Raw genomic sequence first — 24,625 nt, 5'->3', positions numbered from 1 at the left:
CCTGGACTATCTTTCGTACGAGAAAGAAGGATAGTTGACGAGGAAGAGGTTCATCGAATGTCGGCGGATGCCTCTCGGCTGCCCATCACAGCTGTTACCCCACTTGTGAAAACTAAAAGGCGACTTTTAGCATAATCACGATTGGGATGATGTACATCAATGATCGTTCGGGGCAAGAACAGCCCCGCTTTCTCGCCCCGATAACGGGAGGAATGACATATATGTGTGGGATTGTAGGATACATCGGCATCAACAATGCAACGGAAATTTTATTAAAAGGGCTTGAAAAGCTTGAATACCGCGGCTATGATTCCGCTGGAATTGCACTCTTAAACAAGCAAGGCATTCATACTTTTAAAGAAAAAGGGCGAATTGCGAATCTAAGAGAACATATTGACCTAACTATAGAAGGGACAACCGGAATCGGGCATACGCGCTGGGCGACGCATGGCGCACCAAACCGTATGAATGCACATCCACACTCAAGTAAAAGCGGCCGGTTTACCCTTGTGCATAACGGAGTCATTGAAAATGCAGCGGAATTAAAAGGAAAACTCTTACATGTCCAATTGAAAAGCGATACAGACACGGAAGTCATTGTCCAACTCATCGAACAATCGGTAAATGAAGGTTGTACGGTTGAAGCGGCTTTCCGTACAACGTTAGAAAAATTGCAAGGATCTTACGCAATTGTCCTTCTTGACAGCCAAGACGATGGAACGATGTACGTAGCGAAAAACAAAAGTCCGCTTCTTATCGGACTTGGCGAGGGATTTAACGTTGTCGCAAGCGATGCCATGGCGATGCTCGAACAAACAAACCGCTTTATTGAGATCATGGACGAAGAAATGGCTTTTGTGAAACAAAACAAGGTAAGCATAAAGAATTTGGCAGGGGAAACTGTCGAACGAAATCCGTTTACTGTTGAATTTAATGTAAATGATATAGAAAAAGGGACGTATCCACATTATATGCTGAAGGAAATTGAAGAACAGCCAGCTGTCATCCGGCAGATCATTTCCCATTATCAAGACAAAGATGGAATGATTCAATTTGATCAAGCGATTCAAAAAGAGATTGTTGAAGCCGATCGGCTTTATATTATTGCATGTGGAACAAGCTACCACGCTGGCTTAATCGGGAAACAGCTTTTTGAGCATGTTGCCCATAAGCCAACTGAAGTGCATGTGGCAAGTGAATTTCTATACAATATGCCACTGCTTTCTGAGAAACCATTATTTATCTTTATTTCACAAAGCGGAGAAACAGCGGACAGCCGTGGTGTACTTGTCAAGATCAAACAGCTTGGTTACAAAGCAATCACAATTACAAATGTGCCCGGCTCAACCCTTTCGCGTGAAGCGGATTATACATTGCATACACACGCCGGACCCGAAATTGCTGTTGCGTCCACAAAGGCATACACAGCGCAAATGGCTGTCCTTGCCTTGCTTTCGGCTCAAGTCGCAACTTTGAACCAGTTTGAAATAGGCTTTGACCCCGTGCAAGAATTAAGCATTGTTGCCAATGCGATGGAAAGTGTTATCGACAAAAAAGAGAAAATTGAAGAAATTTCCCGGGGAATATTGTCGATTTCTCGCAACTGCTTTTTCATCGGCCGAGGTATCGATTATGCGGTTTGCCTTGAAGGAGCCTTAAAGCTGAAAGAAATTTCCTACATTCAAGCGGAAGGATTCGCAGGCGGGGAACTGAAACACGGGACAATCGCACTTATTGAAAAAAACACTCCTGTCATTGCGTTAGCCTCACAAGAACATGTGAACGGAAGCATCCGCAGCAATGTTAAAGAGGTTGAAGCACGTGGCGCCAACACATGCATCATCAGTATGGAAGGGCTCGATCGCAATGATGATCGTTTCGTGTTTCCTAGGGTGCACAAGCTTCTTACACCGCTCGCAGCGATCATACCGTTTCAACTTATTGCCTATTATGCGGCTTTGCATCGCGGTTGTGATGTTGATAAGCCAAGAAACTTGGCCAAAAGTGTGACGGTGGAATAAGAAATATAGATAAGTCGTATTTGTTGTTGTCTTCAAATAAAATTAATGGTTCTTAAATAAAAAAAGCGTTCCTTAAATAAAATTAATGTTCCCAATCCGAAGGTTTTTTCCGGTACTTTTCCCGGTAGACCTTCGGTTTTTTTATGTAAAATTCAGCGGGAATCCAATCCCATTTTCAATCAAAATTTAATCCGAATCTAATCGCTTTTGTCTATTCTGTTGTCCCTCAAACTCCTTGTCCAGTAAGGGTTCTAGTCTCTTCTGTTTAGTTTCCCTAGGGTATTGAATCGGCATCCTTTCCAGTGTTTTTTCTCACTCATTAGAATCAGAAAGTCCTCAATCATCTACTCCGTATTCGTCTATTATGGGAACGTAATTTTTTTATAAAAGAAAATGGAAGGGGTGTTGAAGGGGGCGTGAGCCCTTGGGGGAGAAGGCGTTGAGGGGAGTGAGGAGGGGAAGGGGCGTGGGAATGTTAATTTTCGATGGGACACAGAATGAAGTTGAGGGGGAATAAAGGTGGTGGACAAAAATTGAAAATGGACAGAAGTGTTGACATGGAAAAGCAAATAGGGCGTTTCGTCAACAGTACGGCAGAGGTAAAGTTTCTTGAAATGTATGATGAAGCCATGAATCGGTGGCCTGATTCACGTCGCGAGTTAAAATTGGAAACAAGTTTCGGTCGAACTCATGTACATAGCTATGGGAATGGAAAGGGAGATCCCATTGTTTTACTCCATGGAGCGAACGGTACTTCCGCATCATGGGCAAACAATGTTGTTGAGCTCGGAGAGCACCATTCAGTGTTTGCGGTAGATACAATTGGCGATGCAGGACGAAGCATTCAAAAAGCTCCAATTCAGCATGCCGAAGATTATGCGGCTTGGTTAGACGAAGTACTGCAGGGTCTAGGTTTAAAAGAAGTGCATTTGATTGGCGCTTCTTATGGCGGCTGGATTACCCTGAATCAGGCAGTACATTCTCCTCGATTACTTCAATCGATTACACTTCTTGACCCTGCTCGTGCACTTGCAGGCTTAACGTATAGGGCCTGGCCATTTATGCTTTGGGCAAGCATGATCGGACCGGACTTTATTCGACGTGCGTTTATCCGCTGGACGGATGCGGGTTCATTAACAGAGGAAAATCAGACACAATTGGTGGTTTCAGCTATGCGTGATTACAAGATGCAGCGAATTCCTCCACAATATGTAAGCGATGATGAGCTGCGATCGAAAGTCCCCGTCCTGTTGCTTCTGGGAGAGAAAAGCCCCATGCACATTTCCCAACGTGCAGCCATCCGAGCAAAAAAGCTATTGCAAGATGTTGAGGTAGAAATTCTACCACAGGCTGGGCATAAGTTGCCAGCGTATTTAGTTAATGACCGAATTTTGAGATTCATTAAATATCTACCAAAAACTTCATGACAGGAAGTCATAAAAATAGGCATGCGGTTTTCCAGAAAAGGCGTGATTGCAGAAGATCAACGGTAGAAAATGATCAAACTTTTTTACAAAGAATCTTCTGTAGCAAATATTTTAAGAGTCTGTTTTAATCAATCTTTTTTACAAAAACAGGCTCTTCCTTTGTAGCCAAATCAGGTTTTAACGGCTCTTTTTGATCAAACTTTATTATAAATCAACATTTGTTGTTGAGTGACAATAAAGTTGTTTAATTACAAATAAAGTCGTTTAATTTACAATAAAGTGTGTTTTTTGTTGTGATGAAGCTCATAAGGTGATAATTCGTGGCCAATCCTAAATATAGGATCAAAAAGAGAAAAGATGCTTTAAAGGAATTAAACGAGTTAGTAGAAAGAAATTCTAATTTATTGATTATCCATTACTCTTGCTGTTGAGTAATAAAAAATTTGTTTAATGTGTAGTTGAAATAAAGTTGTACCGTTTTACCTCTTTGGATATGATTTGTCCATATGGATTTTTCAGGGCAATAATAAATAGGGCTTGCTGAACATCAATAAAACCCTCTATTCACAAGGAATTGTAGTGGTTTATGTCGAATTCATATGCAAGGAAATACACTTAAAATCAACCTTGCAGATGGAGTGAACATAATTATATTATACTTTAACATTGGGGCATTATTTATATAATCATAATTTTGAGCTACTGCAGTCTGAAAAGATGAATGCCATGAAACTTGTATGGAGTGTGTTTTTAGAATTTGAAGCTCCTGATTATACAGCTGAAGGTATTAATACTTTTCGTGATTTTATTAATAATGAAGACGCAATAAAGGGACTTGAAATATATGGCGCTTATGAAAAGGGAAATCTTATTGGCGTCATAGCAACAAGAAATGAGGGCAACCATATTGCATTATTTTTTGTACATGGAAAATATCACAAGCAAGGAGTTGGGCGGAAATTATTTGAAGCAGTTCTGAAAAATAGTACCTTAGAAATAATCACTGTCAATTCCTCACCTTACGCGGTAGAGATTTATCATAAACTTGGATTTGTAGATACCGATATAGAACAGATTAAGGAAGGTATGAGATTTACACCGATGAAGTACCAAAAATATGAATAATGTGAAGTTGAGTTAGATTGTCAATCGTTATTATTGTGCGATTATAATCGATATGTTTCCTCGAACGTCGATTTCCCAAAAAATAGCGAAAAACTGATTGATATGTTTCCCCATACGCAGAGTTTCAAAATTGGCTCAAGACATCAATGCCATCAACTCAAGCCAGCCGGAACAACGCGTTAAAAAAGGTGACAAACTGGGTTAATACGTAAATTAAGAAAATGTTAATAGTGGCTTTTGGTATTAAAACGTGTGAGTAATTCGGGGAGGTGTTTATTTGGAAATTAGAAAAGCTACAATTGATGATGTCAAAGATATTAGTCGTATTCATGCTTTAAGCTGGAAGTCGGCCTATACAGGAATTATTCCGCAAACTTATTTAGATGAGCTTAAAGAAGATTTCTGGGTACCTGCTTTTGAAACCTGGTTAAATGATAACGTTTTAACTGTACAGGTTATGATGGAGAAGGGTAGCATAATTGGTTGTGTTGCTTATGGGAAGGCCCGGCATAAATCACTATTTAGTTGGGGCGAAATTGTCTCTATTTATTTGTTACCCGAGTATTTTGGCAAAGGATATGGTAATAAGCTATTAGAAAGGGCTCTACTAGATTTAAAACAATCAGGTTTTCAAAATATTTATTTGTGGGTGCTAAAGCAAAACCAACGTGCAAGATATTTTTACGAAAAGAACAATTGGCGATGCAATGAAGATGATGAATGCATTTGTGAAATTGCAGGAAAACAACTTACTGAAATACGTTATATTTATTCTTTTGACAACTCTACTCAATCATGATTATAGAACTAGATACGTTATGCTTTTATTGTGAAGTGTAGTGGATATGTTCCCGAGAACAGACATACTCAAATGACATTCATTATGTCCTCTCGAGCCATGTGGAGGCTATAGTGTTGCTACAAAGACAAACTTTATAGAAATCCTTAGTTTTAAACACTTTCACAAGCATTTGCAAATTCGGGCTTGGTCGAATTCAAGCACGACTTGCGAACACCAGTCAAACAGTCATTGCTCTTCAATTCATGGTAATGAATTTGGAGAGAAGACTCCGGATTCTTTTTTTCCTTTTAATCAAATGGTACAGATATCGAAATTTACAATGGGCATAACGCTGAATGATTCTATTCAACAAGCCCTAAATAAAGTTTTATTCCATTTCTATTAAGGGGCCGTATTCTGCAGTAACCTATAAAGTTAATGTAAAGACTATTTGACACTAGGGGCTGAACATGATAAAGTTCAAATGTAAAGATATTTTGACATTTGAATAAGGTGATGTAATTGTTAATCAGGTCAGTCGTGCCACTTTTAGTAGGCTTAATTATTTTCTTTATTATAGGCTGGGTCACTGGTACAGATGAATACGGTGGGGTTAAAACAAAAGATGATGAGCGTTCGCAGTTAATTAAACAAAAGGCGATTGTAAGCAGTTGGTTATTCCTCCTTATGTTTTTCATTATTAACTTTGTTTTTGACTTCTTTAATTTAAATGACGAGCGTTTAGCATTGGTTCCGTTTGTTTATCCAGAATTACTTTATTTGCTGATTGCTGTTATTAGTTATTTTATATATTACTGGATATATAGCCGGCGGATGAGCAGCAATGAAAAATAAAATTTTAAAACTTCGTAAGGTTAAAGGTTTTACACAAGATGCATTAGCAAAAAAGTGCAATGTATCAAGACAAACAATTAATGCTATTGAAAATGACCGATACGACCCTACTTTGCAACTTGCTTTTAAAATAGCGAGAGTTCTTAATACAACAGTAGATGATTTATTTCAGGCATAATTTTTATTCCACTAACGGGCGCGATTATGGAATAACACTAAACAACTTTTTTATCACAAATTCTGTTCATAACCATGAGTCGAACATGAAAATTAAACAATTATTTTTTTTTGAAGGCCGCACTTTTCAACGGAAGAATGCGGCTTTTAGCAATCAAAATTAAACGACTTTATTTTCATTGAACATTTGTTGTGGATTTAAAATAAAGTTTGATAATTTAATACAAAGTCCGATAATTTGTAAAAAAGATTGATAATTTGTAATAAAGTTTGATTAAAATCCTGTATTATTTAAACAGGATTTTTTTGTTCTTTCCGATGTTTTAAAACCTCAATGAGGTACTCCATTAAATGGTCTTTATGAGATTAACAATTGAGTCAATTTCATAATTGCCATTTATAAAAATTTCAACATTTTTTTGATTAAAAAAAGAGCTGTCAAACCTACTTTTCACTTTTGCTATTGAAAATTGGCAATAGGAAACTAAGCCCACAAGGAAGTTTTCTTTATCATGTGCCTAAATACGAAAAATAAAGTAGTCGCTGTTCACCGTTGCCACGTTGGATCCCTTAATTCCTCACTCGTACATCCAAGAGAGGTGTTTAAATCAGCAATCTTAAATAACAGTGCATCCATAATTGCAGCACATCAGCATCCAAGCTACGACGTTGTAGCTTCTAGAGAGGATATTGAAGTGAGCAAGCGATTAGTGGAAGCAGGCAGGATACTAGGAATAGAGCTACTGGATCATGTCATCGTTAATGCAGATGGTGAATATACCAGTATGAAAGAAAAGGGGCACGCTTAAGGGAGAAGGCAGCACCTTCTCTTTTTGTTTAATTCCTTTATGTTGTACTGTACCACATTCCATGGTATGGTTGTAGTACAGTACAACATTTAAAAGGAGCTGTTATTTGTGAAAAAAGCGACCGTTCAAATTCTTGAAAAGCTACCCTGTTTAAAAAAATACGTCTGTTTAAAAAAGAACCTTTCCTTACAGCAAGCCATGAATGAATTATCCAATGAAGTGGAAAAAACGTTTATTCAATTGATATGGTTCTTTGAAAATCCTGAAGATCATCCCTTTGAACTGAATTTGTTGCACCATCATTTAGATGGTGAGTGGCTTAAGTTTGCTCTTGAAATGATTACCTTCTATTTCAGGGAGGATACTTTTTTACTTCCGAAACCGACCGATTCAGTTATCATTACCAACGATTATTTAGATCAAAGTGGAGCTTCACGTTTTTTGTCTGAAAAAGGACTAAATAATTTTCCACAACGAAAGATTGCCACATACATTCAACGAGGAACCTTTCCTAAAGAGGATTTATTAATTTCCGGTAAGAAGTTTTGGAAGGTCACAACAATAGAAGACTATGCAGCCGATCAACTAAAGAAAAAAAATTCCTCATATCGAACAAAATGAATATTATGTTAGATTGGTTATATGTAGGAAAAACCCTTGATATTATCGGCTTTTACTGGTTTCATGATAAATAATAGCCTTTTGAATATAACATAACGTGTTTAGTTGTAATATTAAATATGACATAAAATGTGACGTTCAAATTGTGATGTTTAAAAAAACTGACGTTCATTTTGTGATAGTTAGATCATGGAAGGAGATTTAAAATCAATGGCTCAACAAGGGCAAAATGCTGTTGAACCGATTCGCAATAAAGAGGACATTAAAAACATGAAAGAATATCTGTTGCACCAATCATACCGGGATTATTTCCTGTTTGTCTTTGGCATTAACAGCGGGCTTCGCATCAGTGACATTCTTCCTTTGCGTGTGATGGATATCCGGAATGTCGACCACTTAAGGTTAAAGGAAAAAAGACCCGTAAAGCAAGGCGAATCAAGATGACAGCAGCCTTAAAAAATGAGGTTGAAAAATACACTCGAACGATGGCTGATTTCAATTATGTATTCCCCTCAAGAAAAGGAGATCGTCCGATTGGCCGGGGCCAAGCGTGGCAAATTTTAAATGAAGCAGCATGTGATATTACGGGGCCGATTGGAACCCACACATTAAGAAAGACTTTTGGTTATCACTTTTACCAAGAACATAAAGATGTTGCCATGTTGCAACGGATTTTTGGTCATTCTTCGCCATCCGTCACGTTGCGTTATATCGGTATATCAGACGATATGATTGACGATGCGCTTGATGACTTTTCCTTATAATCCTTAAAGGCTTAAGCCTTTCTTATTCGCTTAAGCGAAATGTGGGATTAACAATAGAAGGTAATGATAGCATCAAAATGAATCCGGACAATGAAGCTTTGACCAAGAAATTTTATATTGGGAAAGTTTAAGGCTTTCTCGCAAATAGACCTTCCATTTTTAATTGAGGATAGTAATCACTATGGTTGTGCAAAACTTCTGTTTTTACCCAATGGTTATAATCGAGTTTTATATCAATTTCATCACCAGTTGTAAAGTATGTACCATTGGATAAAGAGTATTCCGGTTAATTTTTTTCATCCATATAACGGAAGAACTTTTCTAAACGTTTAGCAGCTAATCTGTATGCTTTATCTTTATCCCTTGGACCAATTGCCACAATTTCCATCCGAATGACTTCATCTTCAACAGGTCTATAAATGATTCGTATTTTTAAAGAATTTGATTTGATTTTCGCAAATCCATGAAGATTACCATGTAATGTTTCCGCCATATCATCTGGAACAACAAATTATGTTACATCCAGATTTAGCAAAGGGGATGTTTTTATTGACAACCTTGAAAATACGTTACTTTTTCTTATTTGGTCTGCTCGTTTTCGCGGGGGTTTTACTTGTTTTCGACATAGATAACGATGATTTATTTATGTTTGGCCTCTCCTACACAGTACTCGGCTTTTATCCTATCATTTGGATGCGGCACCAGTTGAAAAAACAGGGGATGACTTTCTCGGAAATCATACGACCCCAGGGAACACTAAACCAATTGCCCCGCCTGATTGGGATCATCGTACTACTCATCATTTTCTCCTTGGGTGCGTTCTGGCTGCTCAATTTTGCTCTGTCTTATACGTTCCCTAGCGCGGTTGATTTTTTACTACAAGAAGATGAATTATTTCCCGAACAGGGCTTGTTATTTTTCTTCATGGTGTTATACATTTGTATCATCGGTCCTGTCGCCGAGGAGTTGATTTTTCGGGGACTATTTTTAAACCGGCTGTCTGCAAAATTCAAATCACCCATAGCCGCTATCATCATTGCCAATGGCATGTTCGCTATTTTACATATGGATCCAATCGGGGCTTTTGCATTCGGCGTCATTTTATCGCTTATTTATTTTAAAACCCGCAATTTGTGGTGGCCCATACTGCTCCATATCTTGAACAATTCCTTTGCAATAGCCTTGATGTTGTTTAACATACCGGATCCGGCGTTTTTAGCTTATACAAATATCGATGAAGTGCGGCGGGCGTGGTTGCCAAATACCCTTTTTGTCATATTAACCGCCGTTTTGGTAATCGTCCTTATTCGTAAAAAAAGCAAAGAGGTTGATTGGGACGAGATTAGAAGGGCGACATAAAAACAAGCCAAAATTCATGTCATGTATAAGGGGTGGTACCGGCACCGACGCCGCTTGTACGGATTTGGCGATGATGTTCCTTCTGTCAAAGAAATGTATTGTCCAATAAGGTTTGAAATGAAGGTTTCTTGCGGTAAAATCTTTATAAGTTGCATGGCTTAGCCCTTTCAATTCACAGCAGACGTCCAATAATCACTGCCAAAGTTGCTAAATGAAGGGGATATTTCCCACCTTGTTTTGCGATGGTTAGATGCTCCTTCAAAAAATCCGCAAGCTTTATTTTCTGTATATAGTCAAGCATCGGCAAAGCCCCGCCAAACTGAGAGTTGCATTTTTTAATGCCGGATCGATTGAAATCCTTCCGATGCCTGCCGAGTATGTGGTATAACTATTCACCATAAGGAGCCTCTTTCGACTGGCTATTGTGCTCTTGCAAAACCAACTATACTAGTGTTTGGGGTACTTTTTTAATGGTTTGATTGAAAGGCGTCTCGAAATGCAGAATTATTTTCTTTTTGTGTTAAAAATGATTGGGAATTTTTTCAATTTACCAAACAAGTGCTTTAGTTAAATAACAATTTGGTGATTTTAGGAATGAGTCCATATGTTAGTTATTCCATTAAAGGGTTGTTATATTTTTAAACCAATTGATGTATTTTACAACAAAAATTAAACAACTCTATTTTACCCCCGTTCTAAAATCAAAACGGGGGTATGTAGGTTTGATGTTTTAAAATTAAATAACTTTATTGTCAATTTACATTTATTGGAGTTGGAAAGAAAAATTTAACGTTCATTTTGTGATAGTTAGATCATGGAAGGAGATTTAAAATGAATGACTCGACAAGGGCAAAATGCTGTTGAACCTATCCGCAGTAAAGAGGACATTAAAAACATGAAAGAATATCTTTTGCATCAATCGTACCGGGATTATTTCCTGTTTGTCTTTGGAATTAACAGTGGGCTTCGCATCAGTGACATTCTTCCCTTGCGTGTGATGGACGTCCGGAATGTGGATCATTTACGATTAAAGGAGAAAAAGACCCGTAAAGCAAGGCGAATCAAAATGACAGATGCTTTAAAAAATGAGACTGAGAAATACACCCGAACGATGGCTGATTCCGATTATTTATTTGCATCAAGAAAAGGAAATCGTCCGATTGGCCGTGGCCAAGCGTCGCAGATTTTAAATGAAGCAGCTGCGGCATGTAATATTCCGGGACCGATTGGAACTCATACGTTAAGAAAAACTTTCGGTTATCATTTCTATCAAGAGCATAAAGATGTTGCCATGCTGCAAAGGATTTTTGGTCATTCTTCGCCATCCGTCACGTTGCGTTATATCGGTATATCGGATGATATGATTGATGATGTACTTGACGACTTTTCCTTGTAAACCTTGAAGGCTTAAGCCTTCCTTATTCGCTTAAGCGAAATATTCTTAGTAAAGGTGAGTTTATTTATGACTAAACGAGAGAAGTTAATTGAGTATTTTAAAACGGTAACTCCTGAAGAATTTTTGATGGATTTGCAAAAAGGCAGCAAACCAATTGAAGCTGACCTGAAGCTGATTAAAGAAATAAGGGAAATCGGTCTAAGTAATGAGGCTATCAATGTTTTAATTCATTATATCTTGATTAAAAGTGACATGAAATTAAATAAAAATTATGCATTAAAAATCGCAGCCCATTGGAATAGGAAAAGAGTTACTACTGCTGATGAAGCTATGATGTGGCTTTGAAATAAAGTTTAACGGTTTGTAAAAAAGTTCGACCGTTTATAAAAAAGATTAACTGTTTATAAAAAAGTTGCACCGTTTTTCCCCTTCGGAAATGCTTTTCTAAAGGGGATTCTTGTGGTAATAGTAATATAAGGTTATACCGCAAACGGGCCAGATTGTTGTATAAATCATTTAAAGAAAAGCGTTATGGGTGAAGGAATTATGATGATTTTCACTAATTGATTGGGAGTCAGAAGATGAAAAATAAAAAAAGAAATAGAGACGGCTTTTTTAAAGATACCTTAATTGAATCCATATTTGAAGTGGTATGGAACATCTTAATGTTTATACCAAGAATGATAATTCGCTTAATAGCGAACATTTGGTGAAGTAGTTAGTTAAAATAGGACTAACGAGGGCAATGCAAATAAGGTCAGTTGTTTTTATAAAAACAAGATTCAGCAATAGGACGCGTTAATTTAATATGGCTGTGCCGTAATCGGGCCATTTAGTTGGTGCGACACGTTCCTGACTCAAATGAGATGTGGTTAACACAATCTCGGTAAAGGTCAGGTAATTTATGATTTAAATTGAAGGATATTATCAAGGTGCCGAATGAGGAGGTAACGTTCTGAAAGGCTTCCCCTGCGTCGAATAGCACGCTGTTTAGTAAGGAAAAGCGTGTTATAAGCTCGGCTAATAGGCGTGAGAATTTACCGTAACAGTCCGGTTGACGAAACCCTACCCGATGGGGCGGCGTAAATCATGATGCTTGGGTTGAACAAATATGGTGAGAATGCAATGAAATAGGACAATAAACTATATTGCTGGCGAACCTCCGAATGTACGGGTCTAGACTGGCAATACATAGAAATGTGTATATCACTATATGTGAGGTTAGCTGTGGATGAGTAAGAATCCGCAATATAAAAGTCCATCTTGTGTTACAGGCACATGTAATGCTAACAGGCTCATAGGAGGCACCTAAGTTTGTTCCATAATAGAGGATATTCAACGTGGTAAGCTGGTAACGTGGAGAGCTTACTCTCAATGAAGCGTTAGAAAGGAAAATAATTGTGAGATTAGGGGTTATATAACTTTCTTTTATATCAGTGAAAGTTGTGGCACAGTACCATTGAAGCGTGTAATCAACGTGGAGGGATAGCCACTAGACTAATAAAAGATTCATTCACCATTCAAGGCAGTCCTTCAACGATTAATAAGGTTCTTGTAAGACTAATAGAGGTTCAGCTCCAAGAGCCACCGACTTGTTAAAACGAAAGAAACTGAGGCACAATGAGTATTATGATATGCAATCTCATTTTGATTCCTTATATGCTCGAAGTGCTAATGGTCAAAATTTTTATGGATTACTCGATTTAATGCAATCAGACGAAAATATTCGGTTAGCTTATCGGAATATTAAACGAAATACCGGAAGTACAACGGCTGGATATGATGGATTAACGATTGAAGATATAAAGCAATTGTCTGTATCAGAAGTTATATCGAAGATACAACGAATGTTTGAACACTATAAACCCCAAGCAGTTCGGCGGGTCTTTATTCCAAAGACAAATGGAAAAACACGACGATTGCCGTTGACTCTGCACAAGCTGGAATCTTTGATCTTGCAGTATTCGGTAGAGATGAAGCCATCCAATATGAAGTAAAAAATGTTTATGAGATAGAGGTTGATGAAATTGGATTAAAATATTATGTTGCATGTTGTGATGTGGTTGCTTCAGATGCACAAGGGGGAGTTGTTCCAGGTGGTGCGGTTTCAATGTCTGGTTACGGTGACGGAATGTACGAGGTGAAAGTAAAATATAACATTTCTAAAGAGGTTGTTGGAGTGATGATTGACTTTGGAGATGAGGAATAAAGATTATCTTGAAAACGAGTCTTCTGTTAAAGGGCGCCATTCCGAAAGAGGAATCGGTGCCCGGTACAGAGGACAAGGGCCATTTTATAGACACAGGATAGGTGGAGGTTCAAGTGACGATAAATAATAATTCTAATGAAGGATATACCTTATTCAGACCAGTAGGTATTAAGATTGAATATCCATTGGTTGATTTGAGAAATAAACAAGTTACTGGAACCGTTTCATACAATGATAAAATTTATATGACTGTTATTGTGGATCTAAATTTTGAGTCAGTGGAGGTTGAAGGAAGCGTCGAGGAGCTAAAAGAAATTTCTATGAATGAGGAGTCCCACATAAGAATGTTTAAGACCGAAGCAAAGTTCTTTGTTGAAAACAACATTTCGAATCCAAAAGAATACTTTGAGCAGTTTAAATAATTCCTTTTTAAAGTAACAGGGGATTTTCTCCAATGAAAATTGAAATAATCTTCCGCAAAAGGGCGCGTTTGTGGAAGATCATAGCCAGAAATTGATCAATCTTTTTTATAAAAATTGCATTGTGTTTCACAAGGAATTAACCCGTTTTGATCAATCTATATTCAAAATGGGTTAATTTTATTTAACGTAAAATATAGGTTTGTGAGGTATCTTTGATCAAACTTTATTCCAAAGCCACATTTGTTGTGGCTTTGAAATAAAGTTGCGATGCTTATAAAAAAGATGCGATGTTTATAAAAATGTTGCGAAGCTTTACCCCTTTGGATGTAATTTGTCTAAAGGGGTTTCTTATGGGGGTAGCATCAGGAAAATGCGAATTTACAACGGTAAGAGTTTCGAGACAAGTCGTATGAGACTTTATAAATTCCTATTTTGCACGATTTTATGTCTGTCCCAATAGACTCTACTCTATTGGAATTAAGAGATAATACAATTAAACAAACGGGCCAGGTTAGTGAAATAAAGACATTAAAAAAATAAGAAATCTTTAAGAAAAAGAAAAGCACTGTAATGTTGTGCAGGAAAAGCATATGCACTGCCATTCTAGATACTTTTCTCTTTTTATTTTATATTTTTTTAAAGGAATACCTTGCATTATTAAGTAATATAAATTATAACTAATTTAGGAGGTGGATGATTTGGAAGTAAATAAAGAAGTTTTGAAAGGTCATATCGACACATTGATTCTGTCGTTACTACATAGCAGGGATATGTATGGTTATGAGTTAGCCAAATTGGTTCGGGAAAAAAGTGATGAACAGTTTGAATTAAAGGAAGGTACGCTTTATTTATCATTGAAGCGACTGGAAAAGAACAAGTGGATTTCTTCTTACTGGGGGGACGAACAAGGACCAGGGGGAAGAAGGAAATATTATAAACTCACATCACTTGGTGAAGAAGGATTTGAAGAAAAGCGTAAAGAATGGCAATTCGTTAAAAAAATCATTGATTCGTTTTTGGAAGGGGGAAAAAAATATGAAGCCAATTGATCTATTTGTTGATGAAGTTTATCAAAATGTAGGCGGAAATAAAAAAGAAATAGAAGAATTAAAAGCAGAAATGAAAAGTCATTTGTTAGAAGCAGTTCATGAGTTAAAATCAGAGGGGAAATCAGAAAAAGAAGCGATTAATATAGCGATTGAACGATTTGGCGGAGAAAAAGAAATGCGTTCTGTTGTGGGGCAATTATTTAAAATACAAAAAACATTTGCGAAATGGATGCTTTATGTAGCATTAACTTTTCTTCTAATAAGTTTCATCGGATATGGTAGTTTTGTATATCTTGAAAATACCCAACAAAGAGAGGCTTATCAATTCAGCGAGCAAATCATTAACAGTTTGGGGAATACGATAACCGAACAAAATAAAACTGATATTAGGGAAATTGTAGAATCATATGAGAACATTACTGGGGTAACTGTTAGTGCTGTTGAGGTTAGGGATTACGGAAATGATAGTGAGCATGTTTCCAGAAAACACGAAGAACCAGATTTTAGTTTTAGAGAAAAACCGATATTTAACTTTTTCTTAAACTATCGTTCTGATGGCATGATTAATGATAACTGGGAAGTTATGGTTGAATCAAAAAGTTATGCTCTAACAGGGTATCTTTTACTGAATTTAAGTGTATGTGTTTATTGGGTTTTATTTACGATATGGGCAATAATCAATGCTTATCATCATAGACGATTGAATGCTGGCTGGGGCATTGTCTTTGCTTTATTAAATGTTGTCGGTTACTTGATTTATGTTTTAATGGGAAAAAGGAAAGTAAGCATTTAGTAATGGGGATTGGGATGAATAAATTTGGAGTTTTATCCTTTTTAATGGCATTGATTAGCGTAATTGTGTTTTTGATTCTTAGAGGACCTAATGTAAATTTGCTGTTAATGGCTATAATTTTAGGCTCTCTTTCACTGCTCGGAATAATTTTTGCTGTAATTTCTAAGAGGTGGCTATCGGGGATAATTGGCGTTTTATGTAATAGTGTGGTATTGGTTTCAGCATATTTCACATTATTGGCTTACGGAATAGCTGGTTAAAAGAAAAAATATTTTGCACTAACGAGGGCTTTAATTCAATAACAATCTTCAACAATCGGGCGCGATTGCGGTATAAGCTTAATTAAAAAAACGATTCCCTTACAAACATAAGGAATCGTTTTTTTGGATGTAAGTTGCTTACCGTTGTAAATCCGCATTTTCCTGACGCTACCTCTTATGGTAAAGGTAAGATAAGGTTATACCGCAAACGGGCCATTTTGCGGAAGAATAAGGTTTCAGCATTTTAACAAAAGTTACTTTTCTCTTAAATCTCTGACAAAACCATTGAAATTACAAATGAATATTGAGACTATAAAGTTGCATCAATGGAATAATGTAGAAAAGGAGGAGAACGAATGAGAATATCGAAACAATTTGTCGTAACTCCTGTATTAGGATTAGCTGTGTTAGCAACTCCATTAGCTCTACCGACTTTAGGGGGTACTACTGGTATAGCAGAAGCTGCCTCGGGAAATGAACAAGAAAATGAACAAGTTCAACTGTCAGAATCAGCAATATCACCGGAATTTCAAGCGTTATTCAATTGGCCACCTGAAGAACAGCCAATTGTCAAACAGGGGAGTCAAAGTTTTGAAGTTGAATTTATTCAAGTTATGCTAAATCACTTTGGATTTGAAACAGAAGTTGATGGAGTCTTTGGTTCGCACACAGACCAACAAGTTCATCAATTACAAGCTGAAAAAGGATTGGCCCAAGACGGGATTGTTGGTGTTGATACTTGGACTATACTGCTTGAAGAATATGAAGAAGAGATATTTACGAAAGAAAAAGCAATTAATTTTGCAGAAGAAGCCCTAGATAATGGCGATCTTGTGTTCAGTGGGGATGGTGCACTTCATCAGGATTTAGATGGTCAAGTTTTCTATTCATTGAGAGCACAAAGTAAAGATTATATGGAAGATGGAGGTAGTGGTACAGTCGGCTTCTATGATGTGTACCAAAATGGAGATGTTGTGGAATCAAAACCAAGATAGACATAGATTAAACCACATAAAAGAAAAGCCCTATAACGGGCTTTTCTGTTGACTATACCCCTGTAGGCTATTTTTAATCAAACTTTTTCTAAAGCCACATTTGTTGTGGCTTTGAAAATAAAAATGTTTGATCGGTGAGGTGTTACAGGTATCAGACCATTTTCCCCAGTTGGGCCTGAAGGCGATCCAAGTTCTGTTCGTTTCCCTCGACGACGAATTTCCTCGCCTTATTGCATTCAGCGGCCGAATCGAAGAGCATTTGCCAGGTGAGCTCAGTCTTGCCATCCCGTTCGGATAAGGTGACAGTCAGCAAAAACTCGTGATCCGGCTCCAGATGACGGAGGACGATCCGTTCGGGTTCGACGACCTCTACAAAGACGCTCTTATTTTCATAGCCGACTCCATTGGGGCCATGCATGACGTAGTGCCAGACGCGACCAGGCTGCATATCGAACTCATGAAACGTGTTAGTAAAGCCCTTTGGTCCCCACCAATGTATCAGGTGATCCGGGTCGCTGAACGCTTTGAATATGTGTTCACGCGACGCATTAAAGATGCGTGTACTGACGATCTCGCGGTTAGAGATCGCATCAGAAGAGTTATTATTTGTCGAATCCTTTAAGGACATTGTAAAATCCTCCTTCTCCGTTTTGTAAGTATTTGTACGCTCGCCCCGAAGCTCTTCCCCCAGCTTGTCCAGCATGATCCCCGTTCCGTGTTCCCGCTCGGCTGCCGTATCATGGCCATCAAGGAAAGCGCCTTGTTCGGTGTAGATGAGTTTAGTGCCAGCTTCTGATTGCTTGAACTCCACCGTTGTAACGGATACCGATATCCGTGTTTCATCGAGGTCCATGGTAAAGTTATACACAGAAAACCAGTTAAAAATGATTGGAATTTTTTTCAATTTACCATATAAATGCTTTAGTTAAATAACAATTTGGTGATTTTAGGAATGAGTCCATATGTTAGTTATTCCATTAAAGGGCGCTTTTCTTCAATATCACAAATTAAAAATAAGCCGAAAATATGCAAGTTTTCATTAACAATCCGAGTATCAACAGTAACAGTAAAATAGAGTGCAGGATTATACGCCAACACTCCATTTTATTTTTAGTTTTGATTTTCAGTAACAATTTGAAAGGTTATACCGAATTTGTCCGTAACATTAGCGAAAGCAGGGCTAAAAGGAGTTTCTTCAAGCGGAGCATTCACTTGACCGTCTTGCTGTAAAGCTTCAAAAATTTGCTTTGTTTTTTCTACGTCCTTAGTTGAAATACAGATCGCCACTTGATTCCCCAATTGAACAGGTATTCCGGGTGAATCGGAAAACATAAGATCGGCATTGTCGATCTTTAACATTGCGTGTGCCACGTGATCCTTTAAAGCTTCTGAACAAGGGGCTTCCATCTCTCCATAAGTTATGATGGAAAGGACTTTGGCATCCAATGCATTTTCGTAAAATTGGATAGCTTCCCTTGTATTTCCGTCCAACATTAAATAAGGGGTAAGTCTTATGTCATCATAGATCAACTCCTTAATTTATATTCTTGTCAATTGTAACATCTAAGTAATGTTTTGATTTCTTTTCGATTGCTATCTTGAAAAACCAACAGCATATATTTTGCGATCTTACATTATTCATTAAACGGGCACTTTAATTGAACAACAAACAAAAAATGATCACACTTTTTTACAAAAATTCCTCGGAATTCTTATATCGTCAATTTTATTTTTGCAGTGCATCTTGGACTGTCAAAGCCACAGTTAAATCACGTCATCTCTTTGATTCATAAAATAATTTTGACTGATGGCCGTAAAACGATTTCCAACATTCAACGTACAGCCAATGAATACCGCCATCTTAGCTGTTTCACACGCTTTTTGATATGGTCATCACTATAAATTTTGGGTAATAGGAAAATAGGGTGGAAATTCCAAAGAATTATAAGGAAAAACAAATGAAGCGAATAGGGCAGATATGGCCAACATGTTTTTGGTTGGCCATATCCCTGAAATGAGCGTACTATTTTTCATGTTTGTTGAAGCTCGATGCTGAAAACAAACCGTCCACTCTATTGTGTTTTCCTTTTTCTCAAAAAAAGGTATACTATAACTGATTAGATAACCCTTTTATAATCAATTCAAAAATGTAACCAATTCTCATGCTTGCTAGGCGTTCAATTAGAGGTTACTTTTTTTGTTTGAATATAACTATTATTGTAGCTTTAAAAGATTGATTGAAAATATCTCGTATTCCGTACTCTACATTAAATAAATTATTCATATTGATTTTATTGGAGGCAGGAAAATGAAACGTCTTTTATATGTATTTGCCACAGCCTTACTAAGCATTGGACTTTTAGCAGCATGTTCATCAAATAAGGAATCTGATAATGGAACGAATGACTCAAGTAAATCAAATCAAGAAGCAGACGAAAAAGCTAATGGAACGGGCGTAGCGAAAGGAGATACTTCAGCTGGTGATTTTGGCGATCAACCGGATTTAAAACTGGGCGATACTGGACAGATTGAAACTACGTTAGGGAAATATGCAATTACGGTAGAGGGAATTAAGCAAGTAGCTGATATCGATGGTAAGGGCCCACAATCAGATCATTTGTTTATTGCAGATATTACCATTAAAAATATTGGTGATACAACGATTGAAGCGCAAGATGTGGTAGATGATTTAGAGTTTGCCGATGAAAAAGAGACGTCGGGATTTCCTGATGAATCTAAATTTTTTGGGATGGAAGAGATAAAAGGTGAGTTACAGCCAGGTGAAACGATTTCAGGAAAAGCAGTTTATGATTCTTATGGCAATGATACGTATTATATGTATATAAAAACGGGGTTAGTTGCGTCAGGAGCTGTAAAGAATCAAGTGATTTGGACGATAAGCGAAGAAGAAATCACATCATGAATAGCTGAAGTCCTCTACTAATTCGGCAGGGAAACTAAGCTGTTTCCGGGTTGCTTTCAGTTCCAACTCAATAGAAGTATGAACTCAGCTGGATCCACTTCGGTTCCAGTTTTCTTTTGCCCAATACACTCTCCATCGCTTGTCCGGCAAGGGTTCAGAGTGTTTCTCAAATCAATAATCCGCTTGAATTTTCAGTCTTTATTCAGTTGTATTTCTAACTGTAACACCATCCTAAAGTTGCTACATTTTCAGGTGTTTCTTCAATTTTATTTCTCTGTATAGGAAAGAACTTTTTAACATATTCAGAATATTCGATACAACCCAGCATCCTAATTTGTTGTAAAATCAGGCGTTTTGGGTACCAACTTTTTAGCATTGCCTTGAGACATAAAAATTGGGTAGAAGCCTTGGGGGAGTGGGTCTGAAGGGGGATAAAGGTGGGAGCCGGCTTTTTGCAGTTGAATAGAATTAGGCTAAGAATCCAATATTTATTAGGCAGTATTATGAATTCAAACATTTTATATAAATGGTAAAATGAATTGTGTACTTAAACTAATGAGGCAAGTTTAAAGATTATTTTTACTAATCCTTGAAACTGTTAATAATAATAGAATGTTAAATCATTTCAATCAATAGTTTGTGCAGTGCATTTTTTTGACAAGGAGGGATTAACCTTGAAGCAAGTTTCGTTATTTGAAAACGATCAAAACCGTCCCTTGGCCAGCAGAGTGCGACCTCAAAGATTGGATGACTTCGTTGGACAAAAACACTTGTTAGATAAAGGGAAGGTTCTTAGGGAAATGATTGAACATGACCGTCTTTCTTCCATGATCTTCTGGGGTCCTCCCGGAGTTGGGAAGACAACATTGGCGAAAATTATTGCTAATCAAACCCAATCAAAATTTATAGATTTCAGTGCTGTCACAAGCGGTATTAAAGATATTCGAAACGTGATGAAAGAAGCTGAGGAATATCGTCAATTAGGTGAAAGGACTATTTTATTTATAGACGAGATCCACCGATTCAATAAAGCGCAACAAGACGCCTTTTTACCGTATGTTGAAAATGGTAGTATTACCCTGATAGGTGCAACCACTGAGAATCCATCTTTTGAAGTCAACTCGGCCCTGTTATCCCGTTGCAAAGTTTTTGTCCTCCAACAATTAACAAGCAGTGAAATCGTTGAATTATTAAAACAAGCCATCGTAAATCCAAATGGGTATGGAGATCAAAAAATCCAAATTGAAGATCGAACATTATTGGCCATAGCAGAATTTTCAAATGGAGATGCCCGTATTGCGTTGAATACGCTGGAGATGGCCGCCCTGAATGGCAAAAAACAGAATGGCTCAATTAAAATCAGCAAAGAGGCTCTAACTCAGTTGATCAACAGGAAATCATTATTGTACGACAAAAAGGGAGAAGAACATTATAATATTATCTCTGCATTGCATAAGTCCATGCGAAATAGTGATGTCAATGCGGCTATCTATTGGTTATCACGGATGTTGGAAGCCGGGGAAGATCCTCTATACATCGCCCGCAGGCTTGTCAGATTTGCAAGTGAAGATATCGGTTTAGCGGACAGTAGGGCTTTAGAAATTGCGATATCTGTTTTTCAAGCATGCCAATTTATCGGCATGCCTGAGTGCAGTGTACATTTAACTCAAGCTGTGATTTATCTTTCACTTGCCCCGAAATCAAATTCGGCCTATTTGGCTTACATGAAGGCAAAGAAAGATGCCCTGAACTCTATAAATGAACCTGTCCCCCTGCATATACGAAATGCACCTACCAAGTTGATGAAAGATTTGAATTACGGCAAGGGATATCAATATGCCCATGATGCAGAAGAAAAACTAACGACAATGCAGACGATGCCGGACTCGTTAATCGGTCATGAGTATTACCATCCAACAACTCAAGGTTCAGAATCCAGGTTCAAAAAAAGACTTGAAGAAATTTCAGAATGGCATAAAAGAAACCGTAAATCGTAATTTGAACAAATCATCTCTATCGTGAACAAACACCAACTAAAGTTACAGCAGGTTAATAAATAATATAAAAGGATTGCAAGCGGCATGTTGAAGGAGCGGCAATAAATGAAAACGAGAGAGGAAGCTATTCATTATTGTTTAAAGCTGGAAAATACGAATGGAGAACGGAAAAATGATTTTAAAGATTATGTCAAACCAATCATTCACGTTGCAGAAAATACTCCAGTTAATGAGGTACTAACAAAGATGCAAAAGAAACACAGCTACATGGCAATTGTTATAGATGAGTACGGTGGAACAGCTGGTCTGGTTACGGTTGAAGATATTATCGAGGAAATCTTTGGGGAAATTCAGGATGAGCTTGATACTGATGAAATGCCCATGTTTCAACGAGTAAATGAGGATACCGTTATATTAAATGGGAAGCTTCTCATTTCAGAGACAAATGATCTACTTGGTATAGAGATTGACGATGAAGAGATCGATACAATCGGCGGTTGGTTTTTTCACCAATAAGTTGAAGCAAAAGAAGGAACCGCGATTAAATATGATAACTATCAGTTTATAGCTAAAAAAGTAGATGGGCATCAAATTAAATTAATTGAAGTAAAACAATTAAATAAAGGCGTTAAAGCACTTTCTTCAACAGAGTAGAGAATGTCTTATTCCATTAAAGCCAAATAATGGAATACTTTGTAAAACATAACGCTAAGAGAAATCCTTAATTTTGTTGGAATATTATTTGACTCTTCGCAATAAATATCTTATGGTTAAATAAATCAATAATCGAAGGGTGAATAAAAGTACATGATCATATAATCCTAACTTTAGAAGAAATCGATATGTTAGCCTTGGGTTCAGTTTCAAAATGGTTGGAATGGACTCTATTTGCTATCGATTGTTTTTCTGAGATAGGATTAATGTAATGTGCTTTTTTTGACTTTGAAATAGACTTTTGTACCCGACAAGTCTATCCATGTTTTAATTTGTGCTGCATTGCCTCCTATCTGGAAAAACGAGATAGGAGGCTTTTTTGTTTGGAAATTTAATTTAAGTAACACGGAGGGATAATTGGAGATAGGTTGATTATAGGAAAGTTTTGTTCAATTGGTCCCGGAACAACATTTATTATGAATGGTGCCAACCATCGGATGGAGGGATCAACATATCCTTTTCATCTATTTGGGATGGGCTGGGAAAAGTATATGCCTTCCTTAGAGGATCTTCCCTTAAAAGGTGACATTGAAATTGGAAATGATGTATGGATAGGCAGAGACGTAACCATTATGCCCGGGGTGAAAATTGGTGATGGAGCAATCATTGCTGCAGAAGCTGTTGTCACGAATAATGTTGCTCCCTATTCTATTGTCGGTGGAAATCCCTCAAAGTTTATAAGAAAAAGGTTTTCTGATAGAATAATCGAAGAATGGTTAGCTATACAATGGTGGAATTTAGATATAAAGATTATTAATGAAAATCTTCCCTTCATAGTAAATGGCGATATAGAAATGTTGAAGAGGAAAATAAATTTCTAAATCACATTTGGAGGGATTGTCATTCCATTAGAGCAAATTTAATTGTTAAACCTTTGAAAAGGATGAAATGATTTCCAGCTTTATTAGCAAACTGTCGCATATCTGGAAGAAGGTTTAGCGCCCAATCTTGAAAAAAAGGGCCATTGAACGGAATAATTAAGGGAGGGATGTATCATGCCCAAACATAAGATCTATACAATGAGTGTTGCAAGTGTCTATCCCCATTATGTTACAAAGGCGGAGAAAAAAGGACGTACGAAAACAGAAGTCGATGAAATCATCCATTGGTTGACAGGGTATAGCCAGGAAGAGTTAGAAGCGCAACTGGAAAAACAGACAGACTTTGAGACCTTCTTTGCAGAAGCACCCCAACTGAATCCTTCACGGAATTTGATCAAAGGTGTGGTCTGCGGTGTCCGAGTGGAAGACATTGAAGAACCAACTATGCAGGAAATTCGCTATTTGGATAAACTGATCGATGAGTTAGCAAAGGGAAAAGCGATGGAGAAGATTTTGCGGAAATAATAATTAAAAACGAAAAAGCACATTTCTACCCCGTCCATTTTTATGGACGGGGTAATGCACTTTTGTCGATTTAAAATTCAACAACTTTATCGTAATTTAACAATTGTTGTGAATTTAAAACAAAGTTCGAACATTTATAATAGCGTGTAATGGAAGCCAATTGGGATACGTGCAACTTACTACAACAATCGGCGAATATCAATTAGGGGCGTATCCAATCGGATTACGGCCCCTTTTTCTTTGCTCAATATTTCCCCAATCTCTTGTCCAATAAGGGTTTATAGCGTGTCTAGTTTTTCCTCCCACCGTTTTCAATAGCGAAGCAGGGTGGAGATGAATCGCCTTCGGACAATGGATAGCCCTCAACTATCTCAATTATCTAACTAGTATTTTTCAAATAATCAAGATATTTTCATATAAATATATGCTATAATAGAAACAAACGTTCCTGTGAAAAAGGATGAGTGTCATGCTAGTTAATAAAGCATATAAGTTTCGCATCTATCCGAATAAAAAACAGGAAATTCTGATTGCCAAAACGATTGGTTGCAGTCGATTTGTGTTTAATTATTTTTTGGACAA

At 37.3% G+C, this 24,625-nt stretch carries 24 protein-coding genes and 6 pseudogenes; 25 read left to right on the top strand and 5 right to left on the bottom strand.

Features of this window, described 5'->3' with window-relative positions:
- Nucleotides 1-221 precede the first annotated feature (221 nt).
- From glmS to DCC39_RS13325, 10 genes and pseudogenes are all read left to right on the top strand, one after another.
- On the top strand, nucleotides 222-2,021 hold the full coding sequence (glmS, locus tag DCC39_RS13370) for a glutamine--fructose-6-phosphate transaminase (isomerizing) (RefSeq protein WP_116555403.1): 1,800 nt from the start codon (nucleotides 222-224) through the stop codon (nucleotides 2,019-2,021).
- A gap of 497 nt (nucleotides 2,022-2,518) precedes the next feature.
- Complete coding sequence (locus tag DCC39_RS13365; RefSeq protein WP_165820873.1) at nucleotides 2,519-3,448, top strand: alpha/beta fold hydrolase; 930 nt, start codon at nucleotides 2,519-2,521, stop codon at nucleotides 3,446-3,448.
- A 726-nt stretch (nucleotides 3,449-4,174) separates the two neighbouring features.
- Nucleotides 4,175-4,573 (top strand): GNAT family N-acetyltransferase, encoded by a 399-nt coding sequence (locus tag DCC39_RS13360; RefSeq protein ID WP_240613650.1) that lies wholly within the window; start codon nucleotides 4,175-4,177, stop codon nucleotides 4,571-4,573.
- Nucleotides 4,574-4,850: 277 nt separating this feature from the next.
- Nucleotides 4,851-5,372: a GNAT family N-acetyltransferase gene (locus DCC39_RS13355; RefSeq protein WP_116555401.1), complete on the top strand. Its 522-nt coding sequence runs from the start codon at nucleotides 4,851-4,853 to the stop codon at nucleotides 5,370-5,372.
- Nucleotides 5,373-5,548: 176 nt separating this feature from the next.
- Nucleotides 5,549-5,704: pseudogene (locus DCC39_RS19480) on the top strand (IS5/IS1182 family transposase); the annotation flags it as partial.
- A gap of 172 nt (nucleotides 5,705-5,876) precedes the next feature.
- A complete protein-coding gene (locus DCC39_RS13345; protein WP_116555400.1) occupies nucleotides 5,877-6,209 on the top strand; it encodes a hypothetical protein in 333 nt (110 codons plus the stop codon).
- Nucleotides 6,199-6,387 (top strand): helix-turn-helix transcriptional regulator, encoded by a 189-nt coding sequence (locus DCC39_RS13340; RefSeq protein ID WP_116555399.1) that lies wholly within the window; start codon nucleotides 6,199-6,201, stop codon nucleotides 6,385-6,387. Before DCC39_RS13345 ends, DCC39_RS13340 begins: the two co-directional genes overlap by 11 nt.
- A gap of 493 nt (nucleotides 6,388-6,880) precedes the next feature.
- Nucleotides 6,881-7,195, top strand: a pseudogene (locus tag DCC39_RS13335) (JAB domain-containing protein); the annotation flags it as partial.
- Between the two features lie 108 nt (nucleotides 7,196-7,303).
- Nucleotides 7,304-7,816: a hypothetical protein gene (locus DCC39_RS13330; protein WP_116555397.1), complete on the top strand. Its 513-nt coding sequence runs from the start codon at nucleotides 7,304-7,306 to the stop codon at nucleotides 7,814-7,816.
- 210 nt (nucleotides 7,817-8,026) lie between these two features.
- A pseudogene (locus tag DCC39_RS13325) lies at nucleotides 8,027-8,580 on the top strand (site-specific integrase).
- A 127-nt stretch (nucleotides 8,581-8,707) separates the two neighbouring features.
- Here the strand turns inward: DCC39_RS13325 and DCC39_RS19840 are convergent.
- Both DCC39_RS19840 and DCC39_RS13320 read right to left on the bottom strand, forming a co-directional pair.
- Nucleotides 8,708-8,839, bottom strand: a pseudogene (locus DCC39_RS19840) (hypothetical protein); the annotation flags it as partial.
- 27 nt (nucleotides 8,840-8,866) lie between these two features.
- A complete protein-coding gene (locus DCC39_RS13320) occupies nucleotides 8,867-9,073 on the bottom strand; it encodes a hypothetical protein (RefSeq protein WP_240613649.1) in 207 nt (68 codons plus the stop codon).
- A 56-nt stretch (nucleotides 9,074-9,129) separates the two neighbouring features.
- Between DCC39_RS13320 and DCC39_RS13315 the strand changes: the two genes are divergently transcribed.
- Complete coding sequence (locus DCC39_RS13315) at nucleotides 9,130-9,939, top strand: CPBP family intramembrane glutamic endopeptidase (RefSeq protein ID WP_165820872.1); 810 nt, start codon at nucleotides 9,130-9,132, stop codon at nucleotides 9,937-9,939.
- Between the two features lie 172 nt (nucleotides 9,940-10,111).
- Here the strand turns inward: DCC39_RS13315 and DCC39_RS19655 are convergent, their stop codons facing one another.
- Entirely contained in the window at nucleotides 10,112-10,240 is a 129-nt protein-coding gene (locus DCC39_RS19655; protein ID WP_276309923.1) for a hypothetical protein, read from the bottom strand.
- Nucleotides 10,241-10,774: 534 nt separating this feature from the next.
- On the opposite strand from DCC39_RS19655, the gene DCC39_RS13310 reads away from it, so the two are divergent.
- The 8 genes and pseudogenes from DCC39_RS13310 (at nucleotide 10,775) to DCC39_RS19475 (ending at nucleotide 17,063) form a co-directional block, all read left to right on the top strand.
- Nucleotides 10,775-11,335 (top strand): site-specific integrase, encoded by a 561-nt coding sequence (locus tag DCC39_RS13310; protein WP_116555395.1) that lies wholly within the window; start codon nucleotides 10,775-10,777, stop codon nucleotides 11,333-11,335.
- Between the two features lie 66 nt (nucleotides 11,336-11,401).
- On the top strand, nucleotides 11,402-11,680 hold the full coding sequence (locus DCC39_RS13305; RefSeq protein ID WP_116555394.1) for a DnaD domain protein: 279 nt from the start codon (nucleotides 11,402-11,404) through the stop codon (nucleotides 11,678-11,680).
- 1,247 nt (nucleotides 11,681-12,927) lie between these two features.
- Nucleotides 12,928-13,257 (top strand): annotated as a pseudogene (locus tag DCC39_RS19285) (group II intron reverse transcriptase/maturase); the annotation flags it as partial.
- A 400-nt stretch (nucleotides 13,258-13,657) separates the two neighbouring features.
- A complete protein-coding gene (locus tag DCC39_RS13290; protein ID WP_240613648.1) occupies nucleotides 13,658-13,966 on the top strand; it encodes a hypothetical protein in 309 nt (102 codons plus the stop codon).
- Nucleotides 13,967-14,664: 698 nt separating this feature from the next.
- Complete coding sequence (locus DCC39_RS13285; RefSeq protein WP_116555393.1) at nucleotides 14,665-15,015, top strand: PadR family transcriptional regulator; 351 nt, start codon at nucleotides 14,665-14,667, stop codon at nucleotides 15,013-15,015.
- On the top strand, nucleotides 15,002-15,808 hold the full coding sequence (locus DCC39_RS13280; RefSeq protein ID WP_116555392.1) for a permease prefix domain 1-containing protein: 807 nt from the start codon (nucleotides 15,002-15,004) through the stop codon (nucleotides 15,806-15,808). The genes DCC39_RS13285 and DCC39_RS13280 overlap by 14 nt, the downstream gene beginning before the upstream one ends.
- 14 nt (nucleotides 15,809-15,822) lie before the next feature.
- On the top strand, nucleotides 15,823-16,068 hold the full coding sequence (locus DCC39_RS13275; RefSeq protein WP_116555423.1) for a hypothetical protein: 246 nt from the start codon (nucleotides 15,823-15,825) through the stop codon (nucleotides 16,066-16,068).
- Between the two features lie 356 nt (nucleotides 16,069-16,424).
- Nucleotides 16,425-17,063 carry a peptidoglycan-binding domain-containing protein gene (locus DCC39_RS19475; RefSeq protein WP_116555391.1) on the top strand — a complete coding sequence of 213 codons (639 nt, stop codon included), beginning with the start codon at nucleotides 16,425-16,427 and terminating at the stop codon, nucleotides 17,061-17,063.
- Nucleotides 17,064-17,214: 151 nt separating this feature from the next.
- On the opposite strand, the gene DCC39_RS19745 is transcribed toward DCC39_RS19475, so the two are convergent.
- Both DCC39_RS19745 and DCC39_RS13260 read right to left on the bottom strand, forming a co-directional pair.
- Nucleotides 17,215-17,967, bottom strand: a complete 753-nt coding sequence (locus DCC39_RS19745; protein ID WP_116555390.1) for an SRPBCC family protein — start codon at nucleotides 17,965-17,967, stop codon at nucleotides 17,215-17,217.
- A gap of 206 nt (nucleotides 17,968-18,173) precedes the next feature.
- On the bottom strand, nucleotides 18,174-18,593 hold the full coding sequence (locus tag DCC39_RS13260; RefSeq protein ID WP_276309922.1) for a VOC family protein: 420 nt from the start codon (nucleotides 18,591-18,593) through the stop codon (nucleotides 18,174-18,176).
- A gap of 778 nt (nucleotides 18,594-19,371) precedes the next feature.
- Here DCC39_RS13260 and DCC39_RS13255 point away from each other — a divergent pair.
- The 6 genes and pseudogenes from DCC39_RS13255 to DCC39_RS13230 form a co-directional block, all read left to right on the top strand.
- Nucleotides 19,372-19,986 (top strand): DUF4352 domain-containing protein, encoded by a 615-nt coding sequence (locus DCC39_RS13255; RefSeq protein WP_116555389.1) that lies wholly within the window; start codon nucleotides 19,372-19,374, stop codon nucleotides 19,984-19,986.
- A gap of 674 nt (nucleotides 19,987-20,660) precedes the next feature.
- A complete protein-coding gene (locus tag DCC39_RS13250) occupies nucleotides 20,661-21,983 on the top strand; it encodes a replication-associated recombination protein A (RefSeq protein WP_116555388.1) in 1,323 nt (440 codons plus the stop codon).
- Nucleotides 21,984-22,088: 105 nt separating this feature from the next.
- On the top strand, nucleotides 22,089-22,499 hold the full coding sequence (locus DCC39_RS13245) for a CBS domain-containing protein (protein WP_116555387.1): 411 nt from the start codon (nucleotides 22,089-22,091) through the stop codon (nucleotides 22,497-22,499).
- 542 nt (nucleotides 22,500-23,041) lie between these two features.
- Nucleotides 23,042-23,518, top strand: a pseudogene (locus DCC39_RS13240) (CatB-related O-acetyltransferase); the annotation flags it as partial.
- A gap of 174 nt (nucleotides 23,519-23,692) precedes the next feature.
- Complete coding sequence (locus tag DCC39_RS13235) at nucleotides 23,693-24,043, top strand: DUF2200 domain-containing protein (RefSeq protein WP_116555386.1); 351 nt, start codon at nucleotides 23,693-23,695, stop codon at nucleotides 24,041-24,043.
- Between the two features lie 469 nt (nucleotides 24,044-24,512).
- Nucleotides 24,513-24,625: helix-turn-helix domain-containing protein (locus DCC39_RS13230; protein ID WP_116555385.1), on the top strand; the 113-nt coding region annotated here is incomplete at its 3' end.

Origin of the sequence: Pueribacillus theae, assembly GCF_003097615.1 — a bacterium.
GTDB classification, from domain to species: Bacteria; Bacillota; Bacilli; order Bacillales; family UBA6769; genus Pueribacillus; species Pueribacillus theae.
This window is presented reverse-complemented; position numbering and strand designations above follow the sequence as displayed.

What these genes read in the sequence shown, in the direction of transcription:
- glmS (WP_116555403.1), top strand. Translation starts at nt 222, where the DNA reads ATGTGTGGGATTGTAGGATACATCGGCATCAACAATGCAACGGAAATT.
- DCC39_RS13365 (WP_165820873.1), top strand. Translation starts at nt 2,519, where the DNA reads ATGAAGTTGAGGGGGAATAAAGGTGGTGGACAAAAATTGAAAATGGAC.
- DCC39_RS13360 (WP_240613650.1), top strand. Translation starts at nt 4,175, where the DNA reads ATGAAACTTGTATGGAGTGTGTTTTTAGAATTTGAAGCTCCTGATTAT.
- DCC39_RS13340 (WP_116555399.1), top strand. Translation starts at nt 6,199, where the DNA reads ATGAAAAATAAAATTTTAAAACTTCGTAAGGTTAAAGGTTTTACACAA.
- DCC39_RS13320 (WP_240613649.1), bottom strand. Translation starts at nt 9,073, where the DNA reads ATGGCGGAAACATTACATGGTAATCTTCATGGATTTGCGAAAATCAAA.
- DCC39_RS19655 (WP_276309923.1), bottom strand. Translation starts at nt 10,240, where the DNA reads ATGCTTGACTATATACAGAAAATAAAGCTTGCGGATTTTTTGAAGGAG.
- DCC39_RS13310 (WP_116555395.1), top strand. Translation starts at nt 10,775, where the DNA reads ATGACTCGACAAGGGCAAAATGCTGTTGAACCTATCCGCAGTAAAGAG.
- DCC39_RS13305 (WP_116555394.1), top strand. Translation starts at nt 11,402, where the DNA reads ATGACTAAACGAGAGAAGTTAATTGAGTATTTTAAAACGGTAACTCCT.
- DCC39_RS13280 (WP_116555392.1), top strand. Translation starts at nt 15,002, where the DNA reads ATGAAGCCAATTGATCTATTTGTTGATGAAGTTTATCAAAATGTAGGC.
- DCC39_RS13275 (WP_116555423.1), top strand. Translation starts at nt 15,823, where the DNA reads ATGAATAAATTTGGAGTTTTATCCTTTTTAATGGCATTGATTAGCGTA.
- DCC39_RS19475 (WP_116555391.1), top strand. Translation starts at nt 16,425, where the DNA reads ATGAGAATATCGAAACAATTTGTCGTAACTCCTGTATTAGGATTAGCT.
- DCC39_RS13255 (WP_116555389.1), top strand. Translation starts at nt 19,372, where the DNA reads ATGAAACGTCTTTTATATGTATTTGCCACAGCCTTACTAAGCATTGGA.
- DCC39_RS13245 (WP_116555387.1), top strand. Translation starts at nt 22,089, where the DNA reads ATGAAAACGAGAGAGGAAGCTATTCATTATTGTTTAAAGCTGGAAAAT.
- DCC39_RS13235 (WP_116555386.1), top strand. Translation starts at nt 23,693, where the DNA reads ATGCCCAAACATAAGATCTATACAATGAGTGTTGCAAGTGTCTATCCC.